The sequence below is a fragment of the Vibrio sp. 1F263 genome, assembly GCF_041439035.1.
Taxonomy (GTDB): domain Bacteria; phylum Pseudomonadota; class Gammaproteobacteria; order Enterobacterales; family Vibrionaceae; genus Vibrio; species Vibrio tasmaniensis_A.
This window is the reverse complement of the sequence record NZ_JBGONI010000015.1, coordinates 1-25,590: the sequence shown is the minus strand read 5'-3', so window position 1 is coordinate 25,590 and position 25,590 is coordinate 1. Positions and strand designations below refer to the sequence as shown.

Annotated in this window: 21 protein-coding genes and 1 other RNA gene; 8 read left to right on the top strand and 14 right to left on the bottom strand. The window is 44.5% G+C overall.

Translation table 11 applies throughout. The features are described from left to right. Positions 1–82: 82 nt before the first annotated feature. Positions 83–3,979 (bottom strand): phosphoribosylformylglycinamidine synthase, encoded by a 3,897-nt coding sequence (gene purL / locus ACED25_RS11615; protein WP_371695308.1) that lies wholly within the window; start codon positions 3,977–3,979, stop codon positions 83–85. A gap of 329 nt (positions 3,980–4,308) precedes the next feature. Here purL and mltF point away from each other — a divergent pair, with 329 nt between their 5' ends. Both mltF and ACED25_RS11605 read left to right on the top strand, forming a co-directional pair. Further along, entirely contained in the window at positions 4,309–5,877 is a 1,569-nt protein-coding gene (gene mltF, locus ACED25_RS11610; protein ID WP_032499857.1) for a membrane-bound lytic murein transglycosylase MltF, read from the top strand. Positions 5,878–6,169: 292 nt separating this feature from the next. Further along, the gene (locus ACED25_RS11605; protein WP_010438952.1) at positions 6,170–6,304 is read left to right on the top strand and encodes a hypothetical protein; all 135 of its coding nucleotides are present in this window, start codon (positions 6,170–6,172) and stop codon (positions 6,302–6,304) included. 61 nt (positions 6,305–6,365) lie between these two features. On the opposite strand, the gene tadA is transcribed toward ACED25_RS11605, so the two are convergent. The 7 genes from tadA to ACED25_RS11570 form a co-directional block, all read right to left on the bottom strand. Then, complete coding sequence (tadA, locus tag ACED25_RS11600; protein WP_065678527.1) at positions 6,366–7,004, bottom strand: tRNA adenosine(34) deaminase TadA; 639 nt, start codon at positions 7,002–7,004, stop codon at positions 6,366–6,368. Positions 7,005–7,080: 76 nt separating this feature from the next. Then, positions 7,081–8,370, bottom strand: a complete 1,290-nt coding sequence (locus tag ACED25_RS11595) for a hemolysin family protein (RefSeq protein ID WP_017098038.1) — start codon at positions 8,368–8,370, stop codon at positions 7,081–7,083. 231 nt (positions 8,371–8,601) lie between these two features. Next, positions 8,602–10,164: an AbgT family transporter gene (locus tag ACED25_RS11590; RefSeq protein ID WP_371695306.1), complete on the bottom strand. Its 1,563-nt coding sequence runs from the start codon at positions 10,162–10,164 to the stop codon at positions 8,602–8,604. A gap of 297 nt (positions 10,165–10,461) precedes the next feature. After that, complete coding sequence (locus ACED25_RS11585) at positions 10,462–10,911, bottom strand: prepilin-type N-terminal cleavage/methylation domain-containing protein (protein ID WP_017098039.1); 450 nt, start codon at positions 10,909–10,911, stop codon at positions 10,462–10,464. After that, positions 10,901–12,211, bottom strand: coding sequence for a hypothetical protein (locus tag ACED25_RS11580; RefSeq protein WP_371695305.1), 1,311 nt, complete (start codon positions 12,209–12,211; stop codon positions 10,901–10,903). Before ACED25_RS11580 ends, ACED25_RS11585 begins: the two co-directional genes overlap by 11 nt. Next, the gene (locus ACED25_RS11575) at positions 12,208–12,840 is read right to left on the bottom strand and encodes a PilW family protein (protein ID WP_371695304.1); all 633 of its coding nucleotides are present in this window, start codon (positions 12,838–12,840) and stop codon (positions 12,208–12,210) included. The genes ACED25_RS11580 and ACED25_RS11575 overlap by 4 nt, the downstream gene beginning before the upstream one ends. Beyond that, complete coding sequence (locus ACED25_RS11570) at positions 12,821–13,327, bottom strand: GspH/FimT family pseudopilin (RefSeq protein ID WP_017103932.1); 507 nt, start codon at positions 13,325–13,327, stop codon at positions 12,821–12,823. The genes ACED25_RS11575 and ACED25_RS11570 overlap by 20 nt, the downstream gene beginning before the upstream one ends. 51 nt (positions 13,328–13,378) lie before the next feature. Here ACED25_RS11570 and ACED25_RS11565 point away from each other — a divergent pair, with 51 nt between their 5' ends. After that, positions 13,379–13,861: a type IV pilin protein gene (locus ACED25_RS11565; protein WP_017103931.1), complete on the top strand. Its 483-nt coding sequence runs from the start codon at positions 13,379–13,381 to the stop codon at positions 13,859–13,861. 216 nt (positions 13,862–14,077) lie between these two features. Here the strand turns inward: ACED25_RS11565 and dnaJ are convergent, their stop codons facing one another. The 4 genes from dnaJ to grpE all read right to left on the bottom strand — a co-directional run bounded on the left by dnaJ (position 14,078) and on the right by grpE (position 20,006). Further along, the gene (gene dnaJ, locus ACED25_RS11560; RefSeq protein WP_017103930.1) at positions 14,078–15,223 is read right to left on the bottom strand and encodes a molecular chaperone DnaJ; all 1,146 of its coding nucleotides are present in this window, start codon (positions 15,221–15,223) and stop codon (positions 14,078–14,080) included. A gap of 287 nt (positions 15,224–15,510) precedes the next feature. Further along, positions 15,511–17,424 carry a molecular chaperone DnaK gene (dnaK, locus tag ACED25_RS11555; RefSeq protein WP_009848331.1) on the bottom strand — a complete coding sequence of 638 codons (1,914 nt, stop codon included), beginning with the start codon at positions 17,422–17,424 and terminating at the stop codon, positions 15,511–15,513. 337 nt (positions 17,425–17,761) lie between these two features. Next, positions 17,762–19,036 (bottom strand): dicarboxylate/amino acid:cation symporter, encoded by a 1,275-nt coding sequence (locus tag ACED25_RS11550; protein ID WP_009848330.1) that lies wholly within the window; start codon positions 19,034–19,036, stop codon positions 17,762–17,764. Between the two features lie 388 nt (positions 19,037–19,424). Further along, positions 19,425–20,006: a nucleotide exchange factor GrpE gene (grpE, locus tag ACED25_RS11545; RefSeq protein ID WP_009848329.1), complete on the bottom strand. Its 582-nt coding sequence runs from the start codon at positions 20,004–20,006 to the stop codon at positions 19,425–19,427. 143 nt (positions 20,007–20,149) lie between these two features. Between grpE and nadK the strand changes: the two genes are divergently transcribed. From nadK to bamE, 3 genes are all read left to right on the top strand, one after another. Further along, positions 20,150–21,034, top strand: a complete 885-nt coding sequence (gene nadK, locus ACED25_RS11540) for an NAD(+) kinase (protein ID WP_009848328.1) — start codon at positions 20,150–20,152, stop codon at positions 21,032–21,034. A 295-nt stretch (positions 21,035–21,329) separates the two neighbouring features. Then, a complete protein-coding gene (gene recN, locus ACED25_RS11535) occupies positions 21,330–22,994 on the top strand; it encodes a DNA repair protein RecN (RefSeq protein WP_102258213.1) in 1,665 nt (554 codons plus the stop codon). Between the two features lie 167 nt (positions 22,995–23,161). After that, entirely contained in the window at positions 23,162–23,521 is a 360-nt protein-coding gene (gene bamE / locus ACED25_RS11530) for an outer membrane protein assembly factor BamE (RefSeq protein ID WP_009848326.1), read from the top strand. 184 nt (positions 23,522–23,705) lie between these two features. On the opposite strand, the gene ACED25_RS11525 is transcribed toward bamE, so the two are convergent. Together ACED25_RS11525 and ACED25_RS11520 are read right to left on the bottom strand one after the other, a co-directional pair. Next, positions 23,706–24,017 (bottom strand): RnfH family protein, encoded by a 312-nt coding sequence (locus tag ACED25_RS11525; RefSeq protein ID WP_009848325.1) that lies wholly within the window; start codon positions 24,015–24,017, stop codon positions 23,706–23,708. A gap of 3 nt (positions 24,018–24,020) precedes the next feature. Further along, positions 24,021–24,449, bottom strand: a complete 429-nt coding sequence (locus ACED25_RS11520) for an SRPBCC family protein (RefSeq protein WP_286295910.1) — start codon at positions 24,447–24,449, stop codon at positions 24,021–24,023. 119 nt (positions 24,450–24,568) lie between these two features. Here ACED25_RS11520 and smpB point away from each other — a divergent pair, with 119 nt between their 5' ends. Beyond that, positions 24,569–25,054 carry an SsrA-binding protein SmpB gene (gene smpB, locus ACED25_RS11515; protein WP_004735156.1) on the top strand — a complete coding sequence of 162 codons (486 nt, stop codon included), beginning with the start codon at positions 24,569–24,571 and terminating at the stop codon, positions 25,052–25,054. 66 nt (positions 25,055–25,120) lie between these two features. After that, positions 25,121–25,487: a transfer-messenger RNA gene (gene ssrA, locus ACED25_RS11510) on the top strand. The last annotated feature ends 103 nt before the right edge of the window (positions 25,488–25,590 follow it).

Here is a 25,590-nt window from a genome sequence, read left to right as displayed (position 1 = left end):
ACATCAAACCTAACAAAAAAGCGCAGACCTTTAGGTCTGCGCTTTTATTAGCTTTTAAAACAATTAGGTTTAGTGAACCAGATTAACCCACATTCTTACGTGCGTTTTGGAACATACGCATCCAAGCGCCATTCTCGCCCCAGCCTTCTGGAGACCAAGAGTTAGCAACAGTACGGAATACACGCTCTGGGTGAGGCATCATGATAGTCACACGGCCATCCGTCGTTGTTAAACCAGTGATAGCATTTGGCGAACCATTCGGGTTGTTCGGGTATTGCTGCGTTTGGTTACCGTTGTTGTCAACGTAACGTAGGGCAACTGTACCTGAGTTTTCAATCGCGTTTAGGTGGTCGTTGTCACGCACTTCTACGCGACCTTCACCGTGAGAAACAGCGATTGGCATACGAGAGCCTTCCATGCCATTGAAGAATACAGAATCAGACTTCTGAACTTCAACTAGGCTGAAACGTGCTTCAAAACGCTCAGATTCGTTGCGAACGAAACGTGGCCAGTACTCAGCACCAGGGATTAGCTCGCGCAGGTTAGACAGCATCTGACAACCGTTACACACACCTAGAGAGAAGGTATCTTCACGCTTGAAGAAGTTTTCAAACTGGTCACGTGTAGAGTCGTTAAACAGAACCGACTTAGCCCAACCTTCACCAGCGCCTAGTACGTCACCGTAAGAGAAACCACCACAAGCCACAAGGCCGTTGTACTCTTCTAGTACCGCTTGACCCGTTAGGATGTCGCTCATGTGAATATCAGTTGCTTCGAAGCCTGCACGGTCAAATGCTGCTGCCATTTCAACGTGAGAGTTAACACCCTGCTCACGTAGAATCGCCATTTTAGGCTTAGCACCCGTGTTGATGTAAGGAGCAGCAATGTCTTCATTTACGTCGAAGCTTAGTTTCACGTTCAGACCTGGGTCTGAGTTGTCTTTCTTCGCTTCGTGCTCTTGGTCTGCACAGATTGGGTTATCACGTAGACCTTGCATCTTGTGCGTCGTTTCAGCCCAGATAGTACGTAGTTCAGTACGGTTACGTTGGATTACAACGTCTGCGCCTGACTTAATCACTACTTCGTCTGATGCTTCAACAGAACCAATCACGTGTGAACACGCTTCTAGGCCGTTTGCAGCAAGTGTAGAAAGTACTGCGTCTAGGTCATCGTTACGAACTTGGATTACCGCACCTAGCTCTTCGTTAAATAGTGCAGCTAGTGTGTCTTCACCTAAAGCTTCAATGTTTGCATTAACACCACAGTGACCTGCGAACGCCATTTCAGCAAGTGTTACGAATAGACCGCCATCGCCTTTATCGTGGTAAGCGACAACTTGGTCGTTCGCTACAAGCGTTTGAACGCCTTCGTAGAAGCCTTTTAGCTGCGCTGCGTTGTCTACGTCTGCTGGTTTATCACCAAGCTGCTTGTAAACTTGCGCTAGTGCCGTTGCACCCATGCGGTTTTGGCCGTTACCTAGGTCAATAAGAACTAGGCTTGTATTACCCTTGTCAGTACGAAGCTGAGGCGTAATCGTCTTACGAACGTCTTCAACACGTGCAAACGCAGTGATAACAAGAGATAGCGGAGATGTGACTTCTTTCTGTTCGCCGTTCTCTTCCCACTTAGTCTTCATCGACATTGAGTCTTTACCCACAGGGATAGTAAGACCCAGTGCCGGACATAGCTCTTCACCCACGGCTTTAACCGCTTCGTAAAGACCTGCATCTTCACCAGGGTGACCCGCTGGAGACATCCAGTTAGCCGACAGTTTAATGTGTTTAATATCGCCGATATTAGTCGCTGCGATGTTAGTGATTGCTTCACCAACCGCTAGACGAGCCGATGCGCCGAAGTCTAGCAGTGCCACTGGCGTACGCTCACCAAGAGACATAGCCTCACCGTGGTAAGAGTCGTAGCTTGCCGCTGTTACTGCGCAGTTTGCTACTGGAACCTGCCATGGACCAACCATTTGGTCACGAGCTACAAGGCCTGTTACCGAGCGGTCACCGATGGTGATAAGGAATGTTTTCTCTGCCACTGTTGGTAGGCGAAGAATACGGTCAACCGCTTCGTTTAGTTCGATACCAGAACGATCAATCGCGGGGTTGTTCGCTTTTAGCGTTTTCGCGTCACGGTGCATCTTAGGCGTTTTACCTAATAGGATGTCCATAGGCATATCGATTGGCGTGTTGTCGAAGTGTGAATCTTCTAATTTAAGATCACGCTCTTCCGTTGCTTTACCAACCACGGCGTAAGGTGCACGTTCACGCTTACAAATCGCATCGAATGTTGCCATGTCTTTATCAGCAACCGCCATTACATAACGCTCTTGAGATTCGTTACACCAGATCTCAAGTGGGCTCATGCCCGGCTCATCGTTTGGCACGTCACGTAGGTTAAAGATACCGCCACGCTCGCCGTCGTCTACTAGCTCAGGAAGTGCATTCGAGATACCGCCCGCGCCCACATCGTGGATAAATGCGATTGGGTTCGCATCACCAAGCTGCCAACAACGGTCGATAACTTCCTGACAACGACGCTCCATCTCTGGGTTTTCACGTTGTACAGAAGCAAAATCTAAGTCTTCAGAAGAAGAACCAGAATCCATTGAAGATGCAGCACCGCCACCAAGGCCGATATTCATTGCTGGACCGCCAAGAACGATTAGGCTTGCACCTACTGGGATCTCTTTCTTCTGAACATGATCATCACGAATGTTACCTAGACCACCAGCCAGCATGATTGGCTTGTGGTAACCACGTACTTCTTCACCTGCGTGAGAGTTTACTTTCTCTTCGTAAGTACGGAAGTAACCTAATAGGTTTGGACGACCAAATTCGTTGTTGAATGCTGCGCCACCAAGAGGGCCTTCAAGCATGATATCCAAAGCAGTAACGATACGGCTCGGCTTACCAAAGTCAGTTTCCCAAGGTTGAACGAAGTTCGGAATTTTCAAGTTAGATACAGAGAAAGCAACCAGACCCGCTTTTGGCTTACCGCCAATACCAGTTGCGCCTTCATCGCGGATTTCACCGCCTGAACCTGTTGATGCACCCGGCCATGGAGAGATTGCTGTAGGGTGGTTGTGCGTTTCAACTTTCATCAAGATGTGTGTTTTTTCTTGGTGGTAGTTGTACTGGCGAGTTTCTGGATCTGGGAAGAAACGACCCACTTCAGAACCTGTCATTACCGCTGCGTTATCTTTATAAGCAGACAGAACGTGCTCTGGTGTCGTTTCAAAGGTGTTCTTAATCATCTTGAACAATGATTTTTCTTGCTTAACGCCATCGATAGTCCAATCAGCGTTAAAGATCTTGTGACGACAGTGCTCTGAGTTCGCTTGTGCAAACATCATTAGTTCGATGTCGGTCGGGTTACGACCTAACTTCTCGGTGAAGCTTTCAAGAAGGTAATCGATCTCATCTTCTGCAAGTGCAAGACCTAGGGTGACGTTTGCTTTTTCAAGCGCTTTACGTCCGCCAGTTAATAGGTCAACTTCCGCATAAGGAGCAGGCTCAGCCACGGTAAATAGTGCCGCTGCCGATTCGAAGTCAGTGAAAACCACTTCCATCATACGGTCGTGCAGGATTGCTTTTAGCTCAACAAGTTGAAGCTCAGAAAGTTCAGCAGAGGTTTCAATGTAGAAAGCAGTACCGCGCTCTAGACGTGACACTTTAGCCAGTCCACAGTTGTGTGCGATATCTGTTGATTTTGAAGACCAAGGCGAGATAGTGCCCGGGCGTGGCGTTGCAAGCAGCAGTAAACCTTCAGGTTCATGCTCTTCAATCGTTGGACCGTAAGTCAGTAGCTTTTCTAGCTTCTCAACTTCAGACTCATCTAGGTCTGCCGTTAGATCAGCAAAGTGGGCAAACTCAGCGTAAATACCTGTTACAGGTAAGCTTAATTCACGACAAAGCTCTAAAAGCTTGTTAACACGAAACTCAGATAGAGCTGGGGAGCCACGCAAAATTCTCATGTGCTTAGGTCTCTTATGCAGTTGATTAAGGTAGTATTGGAATAAATTCAGTGGGTTATAGGAACAACCTAACTGTTTTCTTCGAAGCTATTCCCGAAGGTTGCCAAACCTATGCCGATTCCACCTCTTCAATGCGAGCGCATTATAAAGCATTTCTTTTTGTGACGTAACACCAAAAGCAACCGTTTGCGTGATTTTTTTTATCTTTATGCGTAAATGGTACTTTTGCTGCATTTATCAGCACTTTTACAACTGTTTAAATAAACCTGCTTTGCCAGCCTTGCGGGGTTTGGTATAAAGGGGCTTCCACTTTTCGAGATTTCATTTTGATGCCTAAATTTACGCTCATCTTTTCGTCTAAGTTCCTTCTGCTTGCCATTGCCCTAGTTGGGTTGGCTGGATGCCAGATTGAGTCAGAACCTAAAAGTGTCCTTGAGCAGATACGAGAGCGAGGCGTTCTTCGCGTCGGCACCCTAAATAACCAACTCTCTTATTACATTGGTCCCGATGGCCCTGCTGGTTTGGATTACGAGTTAGCTCGTGAATTTGCGCAGGAGCTTGGTGTACAGCTTGAGATTAAACCCGCTTACCGTTTATCCGGCCTCTTTCCAGCCTTAAAGAAAGGCGAGATCGATCTTATCGCGACAGGGTTAACGCAAAACAATAACCTGACACGCGCTTATCGCGCTGCGCCCGCCTATTACTATGTAAGCCAGCAAGTGGTGTATAAAAAAGGACAGTGGCGCCCAAGAAACCTTCAACAACTGATCAAGTTCGAGAATAAGCGTCAAGCTGATTTCGTAAAAGCACAAACTGAATCAGAAGAAACGGCATCTACCGAAACATTGACGCCATCTTTGGTGGTAGTGAAGGACTCACATTTTGAGCCAACGCTAAAACAGATCCAGAACAAGCACGATGACTTTATCTACGATGCAATAGGTAATGCTGACATCAATGACCTGCTAAAAGAAGTGTCGACTGGTGAACGCTTGTTTACTGTTGCGGACTCTATTGAGCTGTCACTCGCACAACGTTTATACCCAGACGTAGCCTTAGCTTTTGAACTGACAGAAGATCAACCTATCTCTTGGTATTTACAGAAATCTGAAGATGAAAGCCTTTATGCATTACTGATTGAGTTCTTTGGTAACCTAAAACAGTCTGGTGAACTGGCTTCACTAGAAGAAAAATACATCGGCCATATCGGCACTTTTGATTACGTTGATACTCGTGCATTTATCCGTGCATTGGATAGCAAGCTGCCAAAATGGTCGCCACTATTTCAGAAATATTCTCAAGAATTTGACTGGCGCTTGATTGCCGCTTTAGCATACCAAGAGTCACACTGGAATCCTGTTGCACGCTCTCCAACCGGTGTTCGAGGCATGATGATGCTGACACTGCCTACTGCGAAGAGCGTTGGTGTAACCAATCGTCTCGACCCGAAACAGTCGGTACAAGGCGGTGTTGAATATTTACGTCGTATCGTGAATCGAGTGCCCGACTCAATCACTCAGCATGAAAAGATCTGGTTTGCGCTTGCCTCATATAACGTAGGTTACGGGCACATGATGGATGCTCGTCGCTTAACCAAAGCACAAGGCGGTGATCCTGATGCTTGGGGTGATGTGAAAGACAGGCTTCCTCTGCTAAGACAGAAGAAGTACTACAGCAAAACTCGTTACGGGTATGCGCGTGGTGATGAAGCAAGGAATTACGTTGAGAACATTCGCCGTTATTATCAGAGCATTATTGGCCATGTAAATAAGCGTAATAAAGAGGAAGAAGCGAGCCTTGAAGGTTTGGTCGTTATCCCACCTCTAGAGGTATCAGATGCTGAATCAACAATCAGTGAAACTGAATCCGCAGTGAACGACGCTGAGTCTTCCAAATAAAATAAAAAGAGCAATGCCATTTAGCATTGCTCTTTTTTATTGCATCACGATAAATGACCAAAACAAACAAAACGCCTGCGATATCCAGTGTGTCATATTGCAGTAACAATCGAACTTTATAACGTCACACCATAAGCGACATAATGCTCTGTTGCATTCAACTCTTAGCCATCACGATAGTGGTTCAGAAAGCTAGCGCTAAGTTCGTGGCGGAGCTTATAAACAAATAACCACTATAATTAAAACTGAAGTCATACTTACAAAGCCAGACGACAAATAGGAAATCGTTGAAATGATGAAGAACAAACTGAAATCGAAACGCCTTGATAAGACCGTTGCTGCCAACCGTCGTAAGCGTATGCTTTCAAATAATAAGAAGAAGATCATTTGGCGCAACCGTGCTTTCATGCAGATGATTGCTGAGTAAAAGTAATGACCAACTAAGTTTGCTTGGCACTCTTATGATTGAGAGTGCCGAAAGATCGCTGCTATTTTTTGTTACAGACCTTGTTCTTGTTACTGACCTTATTATTGTTACTTGCCTTATCGGATTCTAAACGCTGCTCTTCCTGCAAACGCTCAAGCTTTCGCTTCTCTTTGATCTCTTTTCTACGGCGCTTAAAAAACGCCTGTAATTGTTCACGACACTCTTCCTCTAACAAACCATGCTCAACATCGGCATAGTGGTATGAGGCTTGGCTTTCAAAGAGATTCAATACCGTACCCGCCGCACCCGCTTTTAAGTCTGGAGCACCAAACACAATGCGCTTTACTCGGCTGTGTAATAAGGCACCCGCGCACATTGGGCACGGTTCTAAGGTGACATACAAGGTGGTATCAAGTAAGCGATAGTTTTCCAAGGCTTGACCTGCTTTACGCAAGGTTTCGATTTCTGCATGTGCGGTTGCATCGTGGCAGCCAATCGAGCGGTTCCATCCTTCAGAGATAACCTCCCCATCTTTCACTAGAACAGCACCAACGGGAACCTCTCCCTCTTTTTCTGCTTGCTTAGCTACCTCGATGGCGCGTCGCATGAAGATTTCATCTTGAGGGCTGAATTGATGGTCTGACAAAGGGAGCTCCAGAAAACAAAGGATAAAAACGAAAATAGGTATGCGGTGAAGCATACCTAATCTTCGTGATAATGAACAATAAAGAGATAAGAGGCAATGAACAATCGCCGCTTACTGATTAGGCGGATCGCTAGCTATTGGCGCCTTCTATGTCATCGGCTATTTGCGTCGCTTTGATACTCACAATTCGATTGTTCTCAACAGAGATAACTTCAAACTGCCACTGCTGGTATTGAACAACTTCACCGGCATCAGGTAAGCGCCCTATTAACCAAGTCACTAGGCCATTCAACGTTTGGAAGCTCTCGCTTTCACCCTCAAAATCCGACAGCTCTAAGCGGTTTTTCAGTTCACTGATAGGAATCAATCCATCCACCAGCAATCCATCTTCCACTTGCTCTGTCCAAAGATCTTTAGGGTTGTTCGATAACTCACCAGCAATCGCCTCTAGGATATCGTAATGAGTCACAAGGCCTTGAACATCGCCATATTCATCAACAATGAATGCCATCTCTGTACCCGACTCTTTAAAATAGCCAAGTAGACGTAAAGCCTTCATCGATTCAGGAACATAGATCGGAGAGCGAGATAGCCCCATGATCACTTGAATGTTTAAATTGCCCGCCTGATTCAATAAGGCTTTGGCTGACACCGTACCGACCACTTTATTGAGGTGGTCTTGGCACAATGGAAACACACTATGCTTTGAACTGCGCAGCTTTTTAAATATCTGCTCAACCGGTTGGCTAATATCCAGAAAGTCGACGTCTCGACGTGGCGTCATCAACGAGCTCACCAAACGGTCATCAAGCTGTAAGATATTGCGAATCATCTCTTGCTCGCCACGTTCAATCACACCAGATTCCGAGCCTTCTTTCACGAGTGCATGAATATCATCTTCCGTCACACTGTCTTCTTCGCCACCACGTCCCATTAACTTGAGAATACCTTCCGTAGAAGCAGACAACGCAAACACAAACGGCGTCGCAATTTTAGATAACCAGAAGACAGGCAGCGCGACTAGCACAGCAATGTTTTCAGCTTGAGATTGAGCAAAACGTTTTGGCACTAGCTCACCTACAACAATCGCGAAGTAAGTAATACCCACAACGACTACCGTGGTAGACAGGATATTCGCTTGTGTTGGATCGAGTCCCCACAGTTCAAGTTGAACGGCCAGTGGAGCAGAAAGCGTCGCCTCACCCACAATACCGCTGAGTAGGCCGATTACCGTAATACCGATTTGAATGGTTGAAAGGAAGCGGGTTGGATTTTCTTTGAGCTCAAGAGCAACCTGAGCGGAGCGATGTTTTTCGGCTAAGCGTTTCAGCCGACTATTCTTTGCTGCTACCAGTGCAATCTCTGACATGGCAAACAGACCATTTAAAACAATTAACCCTACTAAAAGCAGAATCTTCATGTGGCTTGGATTTCCTAAATTTACCGGCCAACAATTAGCCGTAATCCGGAGTATAAGCTGAGTGCCTTTATTTTGAATATAAAAAGTTTTGGATATAGAAAGTTTGGGATATAAAAAGTCTTGGCTATAAAAATCTTGGATAAAAAAAACAGAAAAAAATAGCAAAAAAAAGCCCGCACATTTCGGTGCGGGCTTAGCAATGAATAAAGCTTAATTTTGCTTAGTTCAATCTTACATTGTGTAAGTGTAAGGAGCTTGGATACCTAGCGGGATACCAAGAGCCCAGTAACCTAGCAAGAAGATAGACCAACCGATTAGCATAGCAATCGAGAATGGCATCATTAGAGAAGCTAGAGTACCGATACCTGTCGACTTAACGTAACGTTGACAGTAAACAACAACCAGTGGGAAGAACACCATCAGTGGAGAGATGATGTTAGACACTGAATCGCCTACACGGTAAGCCGCTTGAGATAGCTCAGGAGAGATACCCACAACCATTAACATAGGAACTAAGATAGGACCAATCAGTGCCCACTTAGCTGAAGCTGAACCTACAAGAAGGTTAACTGAAGCCGTTAGTAGAATCATACCAACAACCGTTGCTTCACCAGGAAGATCCATTGCTTTCAAGCCTTCAGCACCGTAAAGCGCCAACATAGTACCGATGTTTGATTGAGCAAATGCTGATAGGAACTGAGCACAGAAGAACGACATTACAATGTATGCGCCCATCGTTGCCATCGTCTCAGACATTGCTTTGATAACATCATTACTATTCTTGAATGTACCCGCTACACGGCCGTAGACGATACCCGGAATAATAAACAGGATGAAAATCAGAGGAACGATAGACTTCATTACTGGTGCTGAGAACGCCGTTAGTTCGCCTTCTGGTGAACGAAGTGCTGAGTTTTCAGGCATTAGAGCCGCGATAAGCAGACCAATACCGGCAACCATTGCCCAACCAGCGAATTTGAATGCTTTAGATTCAATGGCTGTAAATGTACCTAGATCAGGTGCTTGTTCTGCATCTTCATCGACAGGCGTATTAGCAAGACGAGGCTCGATGATTTTCTCTGTAACGTACCAACCAATTGCCACAATTAGAATTGAAGACAAACCAGTAAAGAAGATGTTCGCTAGAGGGTTGATCACATATGCAGGGTCAAGAACGTTTGCCGCTGTTTGAGTGAAACCTGCTAGTAGCGGATCAATACCCGAAGGAATGAAGTTCGCTGAGAAACCACCGGATACACCAGCAAACGCTGCTGCAATACCCGCTAGAGGGTGACGACCCGCAGCGTGGAAGATGATACCGCCAAGAGGGATTACTAGAACGTAACCTGCATCTGCTGCTGTGTGAGACACGATAGCAACAAGGATTAGCATTGGCGTTAGCAACTTAGCTGGCGTGAAATTCAGCATCTTCTTAAGGCCAGTCGTAATGAAGCCTGAAGAGTCAGCAACGCCAACACCTAGCATAGCAACAAGTACGATACCTAGCGGTGCAAAGCCTGTGAACGTGGTAACCATATTCGCTAGGAAGCTAGCAAGCGCTTCACCAGTAAGTAGGTTGTTTACTTCTAGAGCAGCACCCGTTTGAGGGTTGATTAGGTCGAATGAAAGGTTCGACAAAAGTGCAGATGCTACCCATACAATAACTAGAGCCCAGAAGAACAAAATTGCTGGATCTGGAATTTTGTTGCCGGCGCGTTCAATGAAGTTTAGAAAGCGGTCCATACCACTGATCTTCTCAGTCGATGGTGCTTTTTTTGCGGCTTGGTTACTCATGGTAACTCCATATGTGATGTTGTTTGTTTAGGCCTAATATAAGTTTTGACCATGGCCTATTGGTACAGCACATATTCTATTAAAGTCGCTGTTAAAAAGCACAAGGTTCCACATCATTTTCCATAAATGGAGACATATTTTGCAAAAATACTGTACAACAGCAACAATATAAAAACACAAAAAACACCATTCCATATACAGAGTTTTAACTGGCACGTAAACAATGTCCGAGGAGTGAAAACTATCAGTAAAGGAGAAGCGTAGGGCTTGGCATGCAGTAAACGTTTGCTTAATAGATCAATCAAATTCACTGTATTTGGAGAGCATAGTTTCGAGGCGAATGCTTTGCGCACGGTTCATGCGATCTTGCCATGCAACAGTCACCGTAATGTTTTTCAAAGCGTGAGACAAGGCACCACTGGCATTTGTCACCTCACAGCTCATCGTATACCCAGAGCCCGACAAACCAGATAAAGGATCCGAACTTGTCGCATTGCGACAGTAGTCCGCTTGATTGAGATCCGTAAAAAGGATTAACCCTACAGCTCCCCCCACATCCGATACACGAGTTCGATAATACTCCATCTGCCTTTCAGCAAAGTGAAGCGCTTCTACACTGTGCAGCGCGTAATCCGATTTTTGTTCTGCATAGACCTGTAGCTTAACCAACCCTAGCGAAGCGATACCGATCAATAGAAAAGAGATCAGGACCTCTATCAAGCTAAAACCTGAATGTTTATAAGTCATTCCATGATCCCTTTTTCCATTTGGCTTTCAAAGGAACACTATGGGGGTTGTATTCGCCTGTGTAATCTAAGTTAATCGAACCTTGAATTGTCGATAACCCGCCAACTGAATCAAAGAACATCCCTCCCTTGGGGAAAAAAGAAGCAAATCCAATATAAACCGAATTGCTCTGCACTAAGCCGGCGATAGGTATCGTATTTGGAACTTTGGCCCATAAGCCGCTCAATAGGTCCGTATCAACATCAGGGGAGGCTGGCTCGTCGTATATGCTCATATCATTTAGGTGATAAAAAGAACCATCAAACACACTTGCATTACCGTTCGCAATGATGCCATCTTGAATCACTAACGAACGTGGAGTAATAACACCGGGGATAGGTTCTACCACATTAATTGGTGGGTGATAGACCACGCAATCACCGATCACCCACACCTTATCTTTGCCACTAGTGAAGGCATGATTAATCGCTTGGCTACACTTATTACCTTGATACTTCCCATTGACTAAATCAATGTGCTTGGGGGGAGATACAGTCCTGTCAATGAGGTCAATCACATGATAATCACGCTTAATCTGGTCAATATTTTCTGGCGTTTTAGATACCCCAAAGTAATTAGAGAAAGTATCGATGGCTGGGTCAAATTTGAAATCTGATTGAAAAGCATTTGAAGGCAATGACCCAACTGAATCAATGGTTGCATTGCGGTTAATATCGGTTGTCGGTTGGCAAGACTCAAAGGTAGGAAAAGGAGGGAGACCGCCCGTAGGTGTGATTGTCTTTAAACGCCCGCCGCCTTGGTTTTTATAGATCACACTATCTAAGAACCGAACAGACACACATTCGTTAATACCACCGACCGCAGTAAGACTAATGTCTGGGGTAATATCGATATTGTGATCAGAAATAAACTCCAAACTCGAATTGGTTTGCATCGCCCCTAGCCCCGACGAACTATCAAAACTTATCTCTTTGTTCAGAGATAAATAGTGAGCACTCGACACCAATATATTCGGTGCTAGGTTATCTGATTTCAACGTAAGGACTTTCGACTGCTGACAGTGATTCATTAAATCATTGGGAATAGCCGTGAGATCATTTTCAGCTATATAGGTAAAACCACACTCCAACCCAGCCTCGGCGTTCCAATGAGCTTTGCGAACTTGAACTTCATTCTGCGCGACCTTAATTTGATGAAAAACACTGCGATAGGTGCCCAAAGTAACAATTAAAGCACTCAACACTAAAACAGATGTGATTAACAACGTAGCTACTCCAGCTTGCTGCTTTACCGAGGTCATTGCCAATTCCTTTGCTTAACGGTTATAGCGACGCCTTTAGAGATCCCAGCACTCGGAATTGACGCAACAATATTCAAATCAGTGAGCGTAGTGCTCACCCCATTTTTGCTCAACACTTGTGAGGATATTGATAAATCGTCGACGGAAATAATGCTATCGTCGAAAAGTGAGTAGCATGAGGTAACTTGATCATGAGCTAAAATGTTCCCTAGAGTAAGAACGCCCTTTTCACAAACTTTCAATCGAGTCCCCTCCTTTTTATACACGATATTCCTGTAATTTTTTCCGTCAGTTGATCCCTCTTTCAAATAGACGAACCCCACCTCAACACCACCGCTAACATGAATCGTATTAACGGCATCTAATAGCTTCAGGGATTCACCATTTGAACCATCGTAGCCTGCTCGTTGAATATCTTCTTTCATTACCTGCATCGTGCTCGTAAGGTTTTGCAGCAGCAATAGCTCAATGCCTTTATCTTTGGCTATTCTGTGCCCCGTCATAAATACGCTGCCGATAATAGCAATCGCGAATACACCAATAACGGAGGTGACCATCAGTTCAATGAGAGATGCGCCCTTTTGCTTTCGCAAGCTTCTACTGCGGGCCTTAGCAAGCATAGTAACCATACTGATCGCCTGATTCGCCGCACACTTTAATTCGCCCCGGAGGGCTAGATAGTTTAATCAAAAGCCGGTCGGTTGAAGCACTTTTAGGAGCCAAGTAAATCGTACCTCTGGCAGGCCTTCCTCTTACACTTTCAAAGCTGATTTTTGAGCCTGTATAGTTATGAGAAAACGATAAATCTCGAAACGGTTCTCCCGACAACATCAGCAATGTATCACCAGACAGATCTTCCGTAGGCTTCAACCATACTGTCCACTCCCCCGTAGATTGCTCTTCATTTTTAGCCGTCGAGAAATGTACCCAGAGTTTTTGATTTCTTTTCACAGACTCAGACTTTGCCTGTACTAAGAAACCATTCAACTCCCCAGCAACGCGCTGTATCTTGACTGTTTGGGTGACTGAACTAAAACTCGGAGCAGCCGTCGCTACCAATATCGACAGTATCGACACCGTTATTAACAGCTCTAATAAAGTAAACCCGCGAGTCATTTCCCAAATTCCTATGTAATCAGGTGCGTAAGCATATTTAATCTTGCACCGATGCTACCACCCGAGAAAAATGGACAGGGTTATGAAAGGAAACTACTCGTGAAGATTCGAATAAAAAGATGTAACAACAACAATTTAAGTATGAAAGGAATGACACTGATCGAAGTATTGATCGCTGTTGCCATTGTAGGAGTACTCAGTGCAATAGCTTATCCAAGCTACACAAACCATGTTTTAAAATCGCATCGAATGACAGCGATAGGAGATATGGCAAAAATTCAACTTGAACTTGAGAGTGCTTACGCCGGAAATTATGCCACGGCTGCTGGAAACATAGTTTCTGGAGGAACCTGCTCGTTTTGCGATACCGATACAAGCAGGTACACACTAACAATTTCGGCTAGCAGTACCTCATACTCCATTCAAGCAGAACCACACGCACCACAGACAAATGATGACTGCTTAGACTCACCGACTGATATTCTGGAGTTACATCACTCAGGTGTTTCAGAGCCTCAAGCGTGTTGGAAGTAACAAGAGGAGACACTAAAGCCTCTAGGGGGTGATCTGAAAAATTTCGATTATTTTTGCTATGAGCTTCTTTTATACCAATCAAAAAACACAAATCTATAGACACAAAAAAGCCTGCTACATGAGCAGGCTTTTCTACTTTTATCATTAAATTGAAGTATCAATAATTTAAAGATCAACAACTTAACGTGTCAATAACCTATTTATCTAATCAGTTGATTACTTAGTTAGGTCATCAAAGAAGTTTTTCACGCCGCTGAAGAAACCTTCAGATTTTGGCTTGTGCTTGCTTGCAGCTTCACCACAACATGTTTCTTCAAATTCACGCAGTAGTTCTTTTTGACGAGAGCTTAGCTTAACCGGTGTTTCAACCACTAGCTTAACGATTAGGTCACCCACACCGCCGCCACGAACGCCTTTCACACCTTTGCCACGCATACGGAACATACGGCCCGTTTGTGTCTCTTCAGGTACTTTAAGGTTTACACGGCCATCTAATGTAGGAACTTCAACTTCACCGCCTAGCGCTGCCATTGTGAAGCTAACTGGCACTTCACAGTAAAGGTTGTTGCCGTCACGCTCAAAGATGTTGTGCTCTTTTACGTGTACTTGTACGTACAAGTCGCCAGCTGGAGCGCCGTGCTCTCCTGCTTCGCCTTCGCCAGATAGACGAATGCGATCACCAGTATCAACACCTGCTGGGATCTTAACGTTAAGCGTTTTCGTCTTCTGTTTGCGACCTTGACCATGACATGAGTTACATGGGTCTTTGATGATCTTGCCTTTACCGTTACAAGTAGGACAAGTCTGTTGAACCGCAAAGAAACCTTGGCGCATTTGTACCTGGCCGTGGCCATGACAAGTACCACACGTTTGTGCAGAAGAACCCGCTTTCGCGCCGCTACCATCACAAATGTCACATTCAACAAGTGTTGGTACTTCAATCTCTTTAGATACACCACGAACGGCTTCTTCTAGAGAAAGCTCCATGTTGTAACGCAAATCAGAACCACGTTGAGCACGCGCTTGACCGCCGCCACGACGACCGCCGCCGAAGATATCGCCAAATACGTCACCGAAGATATCGCCGAAGTCACCTTGGCCACCGCCGCCGTAACCGCCGCCACCCATGCCACCTTGTTCAAAAGCTGCGTGGCCGTATTGGTCGTAAGCTGCTTTCTTTTGAGCATCGGTTAGGATCTCGTACGCTACTTTTACTTCTTTAAATTTGTCTGCTGCGCTTTCATCACCCTGATTACGGTCCGGGTGGAATTTCATCGCTAAGCGTTTGTACGCTTTTTTAATATCGCGCTCTGATGCATCGCGGCTTACGCCTAATACTTCGTAAAAATCACGTTTTGACATGTTCTAGGTCACCAAAATAATTGCTACTACCGAATGATCACTTCAGCAGTCTGTGTATCAATCTAGATAAAAGTTCTGTCGGCTGAAACGCCGAATAAAGCTATTATCTAGATCGACAAGTCTAAATACAAATTTACGGGCGTGAGAGTTACCTCTGACGCCCGCAATAATAAGTCTTTGAGACAATGAATTTCTAAGCAAGTAGCTTGAGTTCTAGGAGGAAGCGCGGAGCCTACGCTAGTAGGTGAGCACTTCCGACAACGAAATCAGGCTACTCTGCGACGAAATTATTTTTTGTCTTCTTTTACTTCTTCGAACTCAGCGTCTACCACATCGTCGTCTTGCTTAGGTTGTTCACCAGCGTCAGCACCAGCTTGTTCAGCTTGAGCTTTCTGTTGAGCAATTTCCATTAGCTTTTGAGCTGCTTGCATAAGTTCTTGAACTTTAGCGTCGATAGCTTCTTTGTCGTCACCAGACTTAACTGATTCTAGAGCTTCGATAGCTGCTTCGATTTTAGCTTTCTCGTCTGCAGGTAGAGCTTCACCAGCTTCTTCTACTTGCTTCTTAGTGCCGTGAATCATTTGGTCAGCTTGGTTACGTGCAGTTACTAGCTCTTCGAACTTCTTGTCAGCTTCTTTGTTAGCTTCTGCTTCTTGAACCATTGCTTCGATCTCTTCCTCAGACAAACCGCCTGATGCTTGGATAGTGATCTTCTGCTCTTTACCTGTCGCTTTATCTTTAGCAGATACGTTCAGGATACCATCAGCATCTAGGTCGAATGTTACTTCAACTTGTGGCATGCCACGTGGTGCTGGTTGGATACCTTCTAGGTTGAACTGACCAAGAGACTTGTTGTAAGTCGCTTGCTTACGCTCACCTTGAAGAACGTGGATAGTTACTGCGCTTTGGTTGTCTTCAGCTGTAGAGAACACTTGATCCGCTTTAGTAGGGATAGTTGTGTTTTTCTCGATAAGCTTAGTCATTACGCCGCCCATCGTTTCGATACCGAAAGATAGAGGAGTAACGTCTAGAAGAAGAACGTCTTTAACTTCACCAGCTAGTACACCACCTTGAACAGCAGCACCCATTGCAACAGCTTCGTCAGGGTTCACGTCTTTACGTGGCTCTTTACCGAAGAATTCAGTTACTTTAGCTTGAACCATAGGCATACGAGTCTGACCACCAACTAGGATAACGTCAGTGATTTCGCCTACAGATAGGTCAGCATCTGCTAGAGCAACTTTTAGTGGCTCAAGAGAACGTTGAACTAGGTCTTCAACTAGAGACTCAAGCTTCGCGCGAGTCACTTTGATGTTCATGTGCTTAGGACCAGTCGCATCTGCAGTAACGTAAGGTAGGTTTACGTCAGTTTGAGTAGTAGAAGAAAGCTCGATTTTCGCTTTTTCTGCTGCTTCTTTAACACGCTGCATTGCTAGTGGATCAGCTTTAAGATCGATACCTTGCTCTTTCTTGAACTCATCTACTAGGTAGTTGATCATGCGGTTATCGAAATCTTCACCACCAAGGTGAGTATCACCGTTAGTTGAAAGAACTTCGAAAGTCTTCTCGCCTTCTACTTCATCGATTTCGATGATAGAGATATCGAATGTACCACCACCAAGGTCGTATACAGCGATAGTGCGGTCACCACCTTGCTTGTCTAGGCCGTAAGCCAGAGCAGCAGCAGTAGGTTCGTTGATGATACGTTTAACATCTAGACCAGCGATACGGCCAGCATCTTTCGTTGCTTGACGTTGAGCGTCGTTGAAGTAAGCAGGAACAGTTACTACTGCGCCAGTTACTTCTTCGCCTAGGAAGTCTTCAGCTGTTTTCTTCATTTTCTTAAGAACTTCAGCAGATACTTGAGGAGCAGCCATTTTTTGGCCTTGCGCTTCAACCCATGCGTCACCGTTATCAGCTTTAACAATGTTAAAAGGCATGATTTCGATATCGCGTTGAACTTCTTCATCTTCAAAACGACGGCCGATTAGACGCTTAATCGCGTATAGCGTGTTTTGAGGGTTAGTAACAGCTTGACGTTTCGCAGGTTGACCAACTAGCGTCTCGCCTTCAGTGTATGCGATTACCGATGCTGTTGTGCGTTCGCCTTCAGCATTTTCTAATACGCGTGGTTTGTCACCGTCAAGAACAGCAACACAAGAGTTAGTAGTACCTAAATCAATACCAATGATTCGACCCATCAGGCTTTCTCCGAATAAATTCTATTTAGTTTTTTGCTATACCCACTATGTGGGGGGTAGTAATCAGGGATTCAACCCTAATACACAAATTTAAGTGCAAATGTAATTTGCTTTCGTATGCACCATAGATAAGGGCTCACGAATCCTTTTCAAGGGGGATACTGGATTTTTTCACATTTATTTTGATAAAAGGAATGGTTAGACACGAATACATATCATTACCTTCACATAAGCCTAGTAACTGGGTTTATCACCCAATAAAAAACGGAGCCACTTAGGCTCCGTTTGTCTATTCAGGCTTTCCACTTAGATTTCATCTATAGAGGAAAATCTCTGATTACGCTTCTGCTTTCTTTAGCTCAGCTTCTTCGTTTGTTTCAACGCCGATTTCGCCTTCAGACTTAGCAACGATAGTGTTAACCGCTGTATCACCTACTACGTTAGAAGAAGTACAGAACATATCGTTGATACGGTCTACCGCAGCAATGATAGCTAGACCTTCTGGTGGTAAACCTAGTTGGTGCAATAGAACACCGACCATTACAACACCACCACCAGGAACACCACCAGCACCGATAGACAGTAGCAAGATAGTTAGACCCAGAGTAAAGATGTCAGCCGTGTTGATTGGTTGACCGAATGCGTTTGCTACGAACATTGTCGCTAGTGCGATGTAGATAGAAACACCAGACATGTTCATTGTCGCACCCAGTGGTACACCGAAGCCTGCCACAGATCTTGATACACCAAGCTTTTCAGTTAGAGTGCGCATTGTTACTGGGATAGTCGCATTCGAACTTGCCGTCGATAGTGAGAAAAGGATTTGCTCACGAGTTGCACGTAGGAATTGCTTAGGCGTAATACCTGTCGCGATACCAACCATCATTGGGTAGAAGAAGAAAATCCAGAACACTAGCATCGCAACAACAAGCGCTACATAGCCAGCTACAGACATAAGTGTCTCAGCGTTCAGTGTCGCACCTAGTTGAATCATCAGAGCGAATACACCAAATGGCGCCAAGCTCATTACTAGGCCGATAAGCTTCATCATGATTTCGTTAGCCATCTTGAACGTTTTGATCGCTGGACCGCCACGTGAATCAAGAGCCTGAATAGCAAGACCAGTCAAAATTGCCATGAAGATGATCTGTAGCATGTCGCCGCTTGCAAACGCCTGAACTGGGTTGCTAGGAACGATGTTCACAACAAGAGAGAAGATATCTGGAGTTTCAGTTGTTGTTAGTTGAACTGTCTCAGAGATCGTTCCGGCTAAATCTGCACCAGCACCCGGTTGGAAAATAAGGCCAACAGTTAGGGCTGCAGAAATCGCGATGATGGTGTTGATAATGTAAAGAGCAAAAGTTTTACCACCTAGGCGACCGAAAGAACGGATGTCTTTCAATTCAACAATTCCGCAAACGATAGATACGTATACCAGTGGAACAACCAATAGTTTGATCAAAGAGACAAACATACCACCGACACCTTCTGCTAGACCTAGCAGGTAAGTATCAAATACTGCAATACCGTTGAATAGGTACTGAATAGCAGTACCAATAAGTAGGCCGGCAAACAAGCCTACAAAAATCTTACTTGAGAGCGATTTGTCCATCGTTCTTCTCCAGTTTGTTGTGTTTGAAATTTGTACTTTTATAGTTATATATGCGACTGAAATCGCTATATCGCAGTGAATTTTACATACAAAGATAACAATTAAAAGCATTTATTTACAAAAACATTACAAGTGTGACATCAAAACATTTCCTAATTAACAACCAGTTTCATAATATAAAACTCTAAATCATTGTTCTGGGTAATATAAAAAGAACAACATTCTTAATGCGGTTTTGATGACTATTTACGTGGGCTCTCAAGTTATAGGCACAAAAAAAGAGAGGCATATGCCTCTCTTTTCATTTAACGTAAACCAGTGATTTATTTTGTCGCCGCGACTTACTCAGTCAATGCGCGACTGAATCACTTGGCAGCGTAACACGTCATTACTTAGCAACCATAACCATCGCAGGGCGAACCACACGACCGTTTAACTCGTAACCTTTTTGCATTACGAACATAACCGTGTTTGATTCGTGATCTGGACTTTCTTGGATAGACATCGCTTGGTGGAATTCAGGGTTGAACACTTCACCTTCAGGGTTGATCTCTTTAAGACCAAACTTAGCAACTGTGTCTACAAACGTTTTGTGCGTTAGCTCAACACCTTCAAACAGTGGCTTAACCACTTCGTTTTCAGCATCTGCCGCTTGCATTGCACGCTCTAGGTTGTCGATGACAGGAAGTAGACCTTCAGCAAACTTGTTCAAAGCGAATTTACGCGCCTTATCAATTTCTTGCTCGCTACGGCGACGCATGTTTTCAACTTCAGCTTTTGCGCGAAGAACAGAATCTTGCTGCTCTTTCACTTTAGATTCGCTAGAAAGTAGTGCAGCTTCTAGTTGAGCGATTTTTGCTTCTTGCTCATCAACAGACTCTTCATTTAGCTCAGCTTCTTCAACTTTCTCAGCTTCAGCAATGATTTGATCTAGCTCTTCTTCCGTTACTTTGTTTTCTTCGTTGCTCATGATCTCTCCAGAATTCGTTTTCAATGCAAGTGACAGGTGTGTTTGCACCCCAAATTGATATAAAACACTCGCATAGACGTTCAACTTGCCTTTATTATGGGGATGAAGAATTTTGATTCAAGCCTAATTCGTTTGGAAACGTTATGAAAAAGCCATTTGAAGTCATCGCCATTATTGGTAAACCTCGAGATCAGCAAGCAATTCAGACTCATAGAGAGCTCTATCAGTGGTTAAGTACTGAGGGTTATCAAGTGTTTGTGGATGACAGACTCGCTACAATTTTAGACGATATCCCACAAGAACATTTTTCTAGCCTAATTGAATTAGGTAAACGCGCCGATCTCGCCATTGTGGTGGGTGGTGACGGAAATATGCTCGGTGCCGCTAGAATTTTGTCACGTTTCGATATTTCAGTGATTGGCGTAAACCGAGGTAACCTAGGTTTCCTTACCGATCTTAATCCTGAAAACTTCCAGAGTGCGCTTACTGATGTACTCAAAGGTGAATTCATGGAAGAAGAGCGCTTTTTACTTGAAACTGAAATTCATCGTCATGGCCAAATAAAAAGCCACAACGCCGCACTCAACGAAGCAGTACTTCACCCCGGTCAAGTCGCACATATGATCGAGTTCGAAGTGTATATCGATGACAGCTTCGCCTTCTCACAGCGTTCTGATGGCTTGATCGTATCAACACCGACAGGTTCAACCGCCTATTCGCTTTCTGGTGGTGGTCCTATCCTGTCATCAAGCTTAAATGCAATTTCATTAGTACCGATGTTCCCGCACACCCTTTCAAGCCGACCACTTGTGGTGGATGGAAAGCGTCGTATCAAGCTGATCGTATCGCCAGATAACCGCGGTACACAGGAAGTCAGCTGCGATGGCCAAATCTCGCTACCAGTTTCTCCTGGCGATGAGATCCACATTTACCAAAGTCCGAATGTGCTCAAGCTGATCCACCCTAAAGACTACAACTACTACCATGTTCTGCGTAACAAACTAGGCTGGTCGAGTAAGTTGTTCTAAAAGAATAAAAGCGCCAGTGGTAACCGAAAATTTGAAAGGCTGACGACATTCGTCAGCCTTTTTTATTGCCCATAGAAAGCCCGTCGGCTCTCGCTTCTCGTCAATTTGCTTATACCGTCATTATCAAGAGGGAGGAACGATCGAATTGGGAATCTATAGCGGTTTCAGTGATCTACGAACAACCTCAATTCTGAGATCTGTCGCAAAAAATTTTCACCTGCTGACTTTACTGTATAAAGAAACAGTATATACTGAGCTTATATACAGTGTTGTTCAGTTATACAGGTAAATAAAAATGCTGGCTCATCTAAGTGTTAATAATTTCGCTATTGTTAAGTCTTTACAGCTAGAACTCTCTAAAGGCATGACAACAATCACCGGAGAAACTGGTGCGGGTAAATCTATCGCTATCGACGCTTTAGGCTTGTGTCTTGGAGGAAGATCTGATGCAGGAATGGTTCGACAAGGTGAAGAAAAAACCGAAGTCAGTGCCGCTTTTTTACTTGAGAACAATCTGCATGCTACCCGCTGGTTAGAAGACAATGAACTGCTTGATGGCGGTGAATGCATCCTACGCAGAACCATCTCTAAAGAAGGTCGTTCTCGCGCATTCATCAACGGCAGTCCCGTGCCTCTTTCACAATTAAAATCGCTTGGACAGCTGTTGATCAACATTCATGGTCAACACGCGCACCATCAGTTGATGAAAAGCGATTACCAAATGGCCATGCTTGATCAATACGCAGGTCACTTGAACCTATTGAAATCGACACGTAATGCTTACCAAGCCTGGCGACAAGCCGATAACCACTTAAAAGAGTTACGTGAAAATAGCCAGCAAAACCAAGCTCAAAAACAACTTCTTGAATACCAAATCAAAGAGTTAAATGAGCTGTCTATTGGGGAGGAAGAATATGAAGACCTCGAACAAGAGCATAAGCGCCTCTCCAATAGCGGAGAACTGGCCACAACCTGCCAACAAGCTATCGAGCTTATTTATGAAGGCGAAGAAGTTAATGCGCTTGGTATTCTGCAATCGGCCAATAACTCCCTGATTCAGTTAGCTGAGCTAGATGAAAGATTGGCTGAGTTACCAAACTTATTGTCTGAAGCCATTATTCAGATAGAAGAAACCAATAACGAGTTAAGAACATACCTAGATGGCATTGATGTCGATCCAGGTCGTATGGCTTACGTTGAAGAGCGCTTCTCAAAAGTAATGTCGATGTCTCGTAAACATCACGTGTTGCCAGAAGAGCTCTATAAGCATCATCAAGACTTATTACAACAAGTTGAAGCGCTTGATTGCTCTGATGAAAAGTTGGAAGAATTAGCAAACGAAGTAGAAAACCAATACCAGTCGTTCGTGGCTAAATCAGAGAAGCTTCATAAATCTCGAACTCGTTACGCAAAAGAGCTCAACAAGCTGATCACGCAAAGCATGCACGAACTGAGTATGGAAAAAGCGCAGTTTGCCATTGAAGTGAACAACACCAACACACACCCTTCTCCATTGGGTATGGATAACGTGACCTTCATTGTTTCGACCAACCCTGGCCAACCAATGCAGCCCATTGCTAAAGTAGCCTCTGGTGGTGAGTTATCACGAATATCACTAGCGATTCAGGTGATCACAGCGCAAAAAGTGGATACACCAAGCCTGATTTTCGATGAAGTCGATGTGGGTATCAGTGGACCAACCGCTGCGGTTGTCGGAAAAATGCTTCGAAAACTGGGCGAATCTACGCAAGTGATGTGTGTGACGCACTTACCTCAAGTTGCCGGTTGCGGTCACCAACAGCTGTTCGTAGCGAAGAACACGAAATCAGGTAAAACCGAGACTCAAATGCACACGCTTGATGAACAACAACGCGTTTCAGAGCTTGCTCGACTGCTTGGTGGCAGCCAGATTACCGAATCGACACTAGCCAACGCAAAAGAGTTATTAATCGCAGCATAGGTTACATATTCGGCAACTTTCTGATAATTTACCGAAAATTCTTGGCAATTTTGCAACTTAATTCAAAATTGCTAGTCATAACAAGCTCAAAGCGCAAGGAGCTTTTTACTTCTTGCTGGAGCTTGTTTATTATCAGGCAGTATTTTAGCGAAGAAAGATCTCAAACTATGCGAATTAAAAAGTGGTTAGTTGCAGTTCCACTTGCACTAACAATGTTGACCGGTTGCTCTCTACTAGAGAAGTTGGTTTATCGAATTGACATCAATCAGGGTAACTATGTTGAACAAGAAGCTGTCGATCAGCTCAAGTTTGGCATGACAAAAACACAAGTTCGTTACGTTATGGGCTCACCTATGCTTATCGAAAATGGCTACCCAGATACGTGGTACTACATTTACCACCACCAAAAAGGCCATAACGACCCTATTCAGAAAAACCTTGTCGTGAACTTTGATGCCACTGGTACTCTAGTGACGATCAATGGTGACTTTGAAGCCAGTGATGAGTTCTTCGAAAGCCTTCGCTAGCTTTCCAGTCAACAAAGCTCTCAGCCGATAAAGCTATCAGTCGACAAGGTATGAATCGCAAAAGCCTGCTCACATGAGCAGGCTTTTTAATATCTGCTAACAAATTGGCTGTATTGTCTAACCAACAGGCACAAAAAAGCTCGCCAACATAGCGAGCTCTCTTCTTAGTCAAACTTGTTTGGCATTACGATTTAGCAGCGGCCGCTTTTGCTTGTTCAGCACGCTTACGGCGAATCTCTTTTGGATCGGCTAACAGTGCTCGGTAGATTTCGATACGATCTTTATCGCGAACCGTCGCATCTAGCTTAACGTTGCGGCTGAACACACCAACCTTGTTTTTTGCTAAGTCGATCTCTGGGTATAATTCCAAAACGCCAGACTGCGCAATGATCTCTTCAACGGTCGCGTGCTTGTTTACTACTAAAGTAAACACACGCTGTTCATGCGGAAGTGCAAACACAACCTCTACGTGGATCATATCCGATTCAATAGTCATGGCTTAGTAGACCTGTTTCGCGCGTTGAGTAAAAGCACTGACCATATTACTCGTCAGCTCATTGAAAACCTTACCAAATGCCATTTCAATCATTCGGCTAGAGAATTCAAACTCTAACTTAAGCTCAACCTTACACGCTTGCTCATCGAGCGGAGTAAAATACCAACCACCCTGCAGCTTTTTGAACGGGCCGTCCACCAGCTCCATCAAGATCTCAGTGCCATCCGCTAAGCGGTTAGATGTGGTAAATGTTTTACTGATACCCGCTTTAGAGACATCAACCGAAGCCACCATAGTTGAATCTGAAGATTCGATCACACGTGAACCAGAACACCCTGGCAAAAACTCGTGATAACGAGCAACATCATTGACCAAGCTGAACATCTGGTCGGCACTAAACGACACTAATGCTGAACGAGTAACCTTTGGCATATAGACTCCTGTTAAAGACAGCGTTACATTAACACAAACTGCAATTTTAATTGTATTGGGCCAGAGCGCAAATAAAAAGGATTCCCCAACTAGGGTGCAATCCGTATAATGAGGCCATTATGGCAAAGAATAAATCAAAATCAAAAGCCGGTAGTAATACCATTGCGCTTAATAAGAAAGCTCGCCACGAATATTTCATCGATGATGAGATAGAAGCGGGGCTTGAGCTACAAGGCTGGGAAGTAAAATCCCTACGTGAAGGCAAAACCAATATCGCAGAAAGCTACGTCTACATCCGAGACGGCGAAGCATTCATCAGTGGTATGACGATCACTCCGCTAACTCAAGCGAGTACTCATATCGTGGCGAACCCAACACGCATCCGTAAACTACTAATGTCGAGAAAAGAACTCGATAACCTTATCGGTCGTATTAACCGTGAAGGCATGACACTTGTCGCAACCGCGCTTTACTGGTCTCGCTCTTGGGCGAAGATTAAAGTTGGCGTAGCGAAAGGTAAAAAGCTGCACGATAAACGTACTGATATGAAAGAAAAAGATTGGGCGAGAGATAAAGCACGAATTATGAAGAGTAATTTGCGTTAATTTTAAGCACTTAAACGCACAGTGCTAGACAGGCAAAGCTTTTCTGGTACTATGCAAATAACACTTGGGGCTGATTTAGGATTCGACAGGAATTTTGAAGTCTGAGGTGCATGCCGTGGGGCGGTTGGCCACGTTAAAAGCCGCAAAAAAATAGTCGCAAACGACGAAAACTACGCACTAGCAGCTTAATAACCTGCTCAGAGCTCTCTTACCCTAGCTTCCGCTCGTAAGACGGGGACCAATAAGAGATCAAACCCAAACTAGCTAGCGCGGATTCTCCCACCTGAGAGGAAAAGCGCGAATAACAATTCAGGTTAGCCTTTAACTAGCGTGTCGGTTCGCAGGTTGCTGGTGAAATTAAAGATCGACTAAGCATGTAGTACCAATGATGAATGATTTTTGGACGCGGGTTCAACTCCCGCCAGCTCCACCAAACGTTTGGAAAGGGCCAACTCGAAAGAGTTGGCCTTTTTTTTATTTTTGTCCCGTCCTGAAATGTGTTTACACATTGAGGACGAATTATGACTACTTCAAAT

Excerpts from the sequence above, each read along its gene's own strand:
- purL (WP_371695308.1), bottom strand. The coding sequence starts at position 3,979 with ATGAGAATTTTGCGTGGCTCCCCAGCTCTATCTGAGTTTCGTGTTAAC.
- mltF (WP_032499857.1), top strand. The coding sequence starts at position 4,309 with ATGCCTAAATTTACGCTCATCTTTTCGTCTAAGTTCCTTCTGCTTGCC.
- ACED25_RS11605 (WP_010438952.1), top strand. The coding sequence starts at position 6,170 with ATGATGAAGAACAAACTGAAATCGAAACGCCTTGATAAGACCGTTGCT.
- tadA (WP_065678527.1), bottom strand. The coding sequence starts at position 7,004 with ATGCTTCACCGCATACCTATTTTCGTTTTTATCCTTTGTTTTCTGGAG.
- ACED25_RS11595 (WP_017098038.1), bottom strand. The coding sequence starts at position 8,370 with ATGAAGATTCTGCTTTTAGTAGGGTTAATTGTTTTAAATGGTCTGTTT.
- ACED25_RS11590 (WP_371695306.1), bottom strand. The coding sequence starts at position 10,164 with ATGAGTAACCAAGCCGCAAAAAAAGCACCATCGACTGAGAAGATCAGT.
- ACED25_RS11585 (WP_017098039.1), bottom strand. The coding sequence starts at position 10,911 with ATGACTTATAAACATTCAGGTTTTAGCTTGATAGAGGTCCTGATCTCT.
- ACED25_RS11580 (WP_371695305.1), bottom strand. The coding sequence starts at position 12,211 with ATGACCTCGGTAAAGCAGCAAGCTGGAGTAGCTACGTTGTTAATCACA.
- ACED25_RS11575 (WP_371695304.1), bottom strand. The coding sequence starts at position 12,840 with ATGGTTACTATGCTTGCTAAGGCCCGCAGTAGAAGCTTGCGAAAGCAA.
- ACED25_RS11570 (WP_017103932.1), bottom strand. The coding sequence starts at position 13,327 with ATGACTCGCGGGTTTACTTTATTAGAGCTGTTAATAACGGTGTCGATA.
- ACED25_RS11565 (WP_017103931.1), top strand. The coding sequence starts at position 13,379 with ATGCTACCACCCGAGAAAAATGGACAGGGTTATGAAAGGAAACTACTC.
- dnaJ (WP_017103930.1), bottom strand. The coding sequence starts at position 15,223 with ATGTCAAAACGTGATTTTTACGAAGTATTAGGCGTAAGCCGCGATGCA.
- dnaK (WP_009848331.1), bottom strand. The coding sequence starts at position 17,424 with ATGGGTCGAATCATTGGTATTGATTTAGGTACTACTAACTCTTGTGTT.
- ACED25_RS11550 (WP_009848330.1), bottom strand. The coding sequence starts at position 19,036 with ATGGACAAATCGCTCTCAAGTAAGATTTTTGTAGGCTTGTTTGCCGGC.
- grpE (WP_009848329.1), bottom strand. The coding sequence starts at position 20,006 with ATGAGCAACGAAGAAAACAAAGTAACGGAAGAAGAGCTAGATCAAATC.
- nadK (WP_009848328.1), top strand. The coding sequence starts at position 20,150 with ATGAAAAAGCCATTTGAAGTCATCGCCATTATTGGTAAACCTCGAGAT.
- recN (WP_102258213.1), top strand. The coding sequence starts at position 21,330 with ATGCTGGCTCATCTAAGTGTTAATAATTTCGCTATTGTTAAGTCTTTA.
- bamE (WP_009848326.1), top strand. The coding sequence starts at position 23,162 with ATGCGAATTAAAAAGTGGTTAGTTGCAGTTCCACTTGCACTAACAATG.
- ACED25_RS11525 (WP_009848325.1), bottom strand. The coding sequence starts at position 24,017 with ATGACTATTGAATCGGATATGATCCACGTAGAGGTTGTGTTTGCACTT.
- ACED25_RS11520 (WP_286295910.1), bottom strand. The coding sequence starts at position 24,449 with ATGCCAAAGGTTACTCGTTCAGCATTAGTGTCGTTTAGTGCCGACCAG.
- smpB (WP_004735156.1), top strand. The coding sequence starts at position 24,569 with ATGGCAAAGAATAAATCAAAATCAAAAGCCGGTAGTAATACCATTGCG.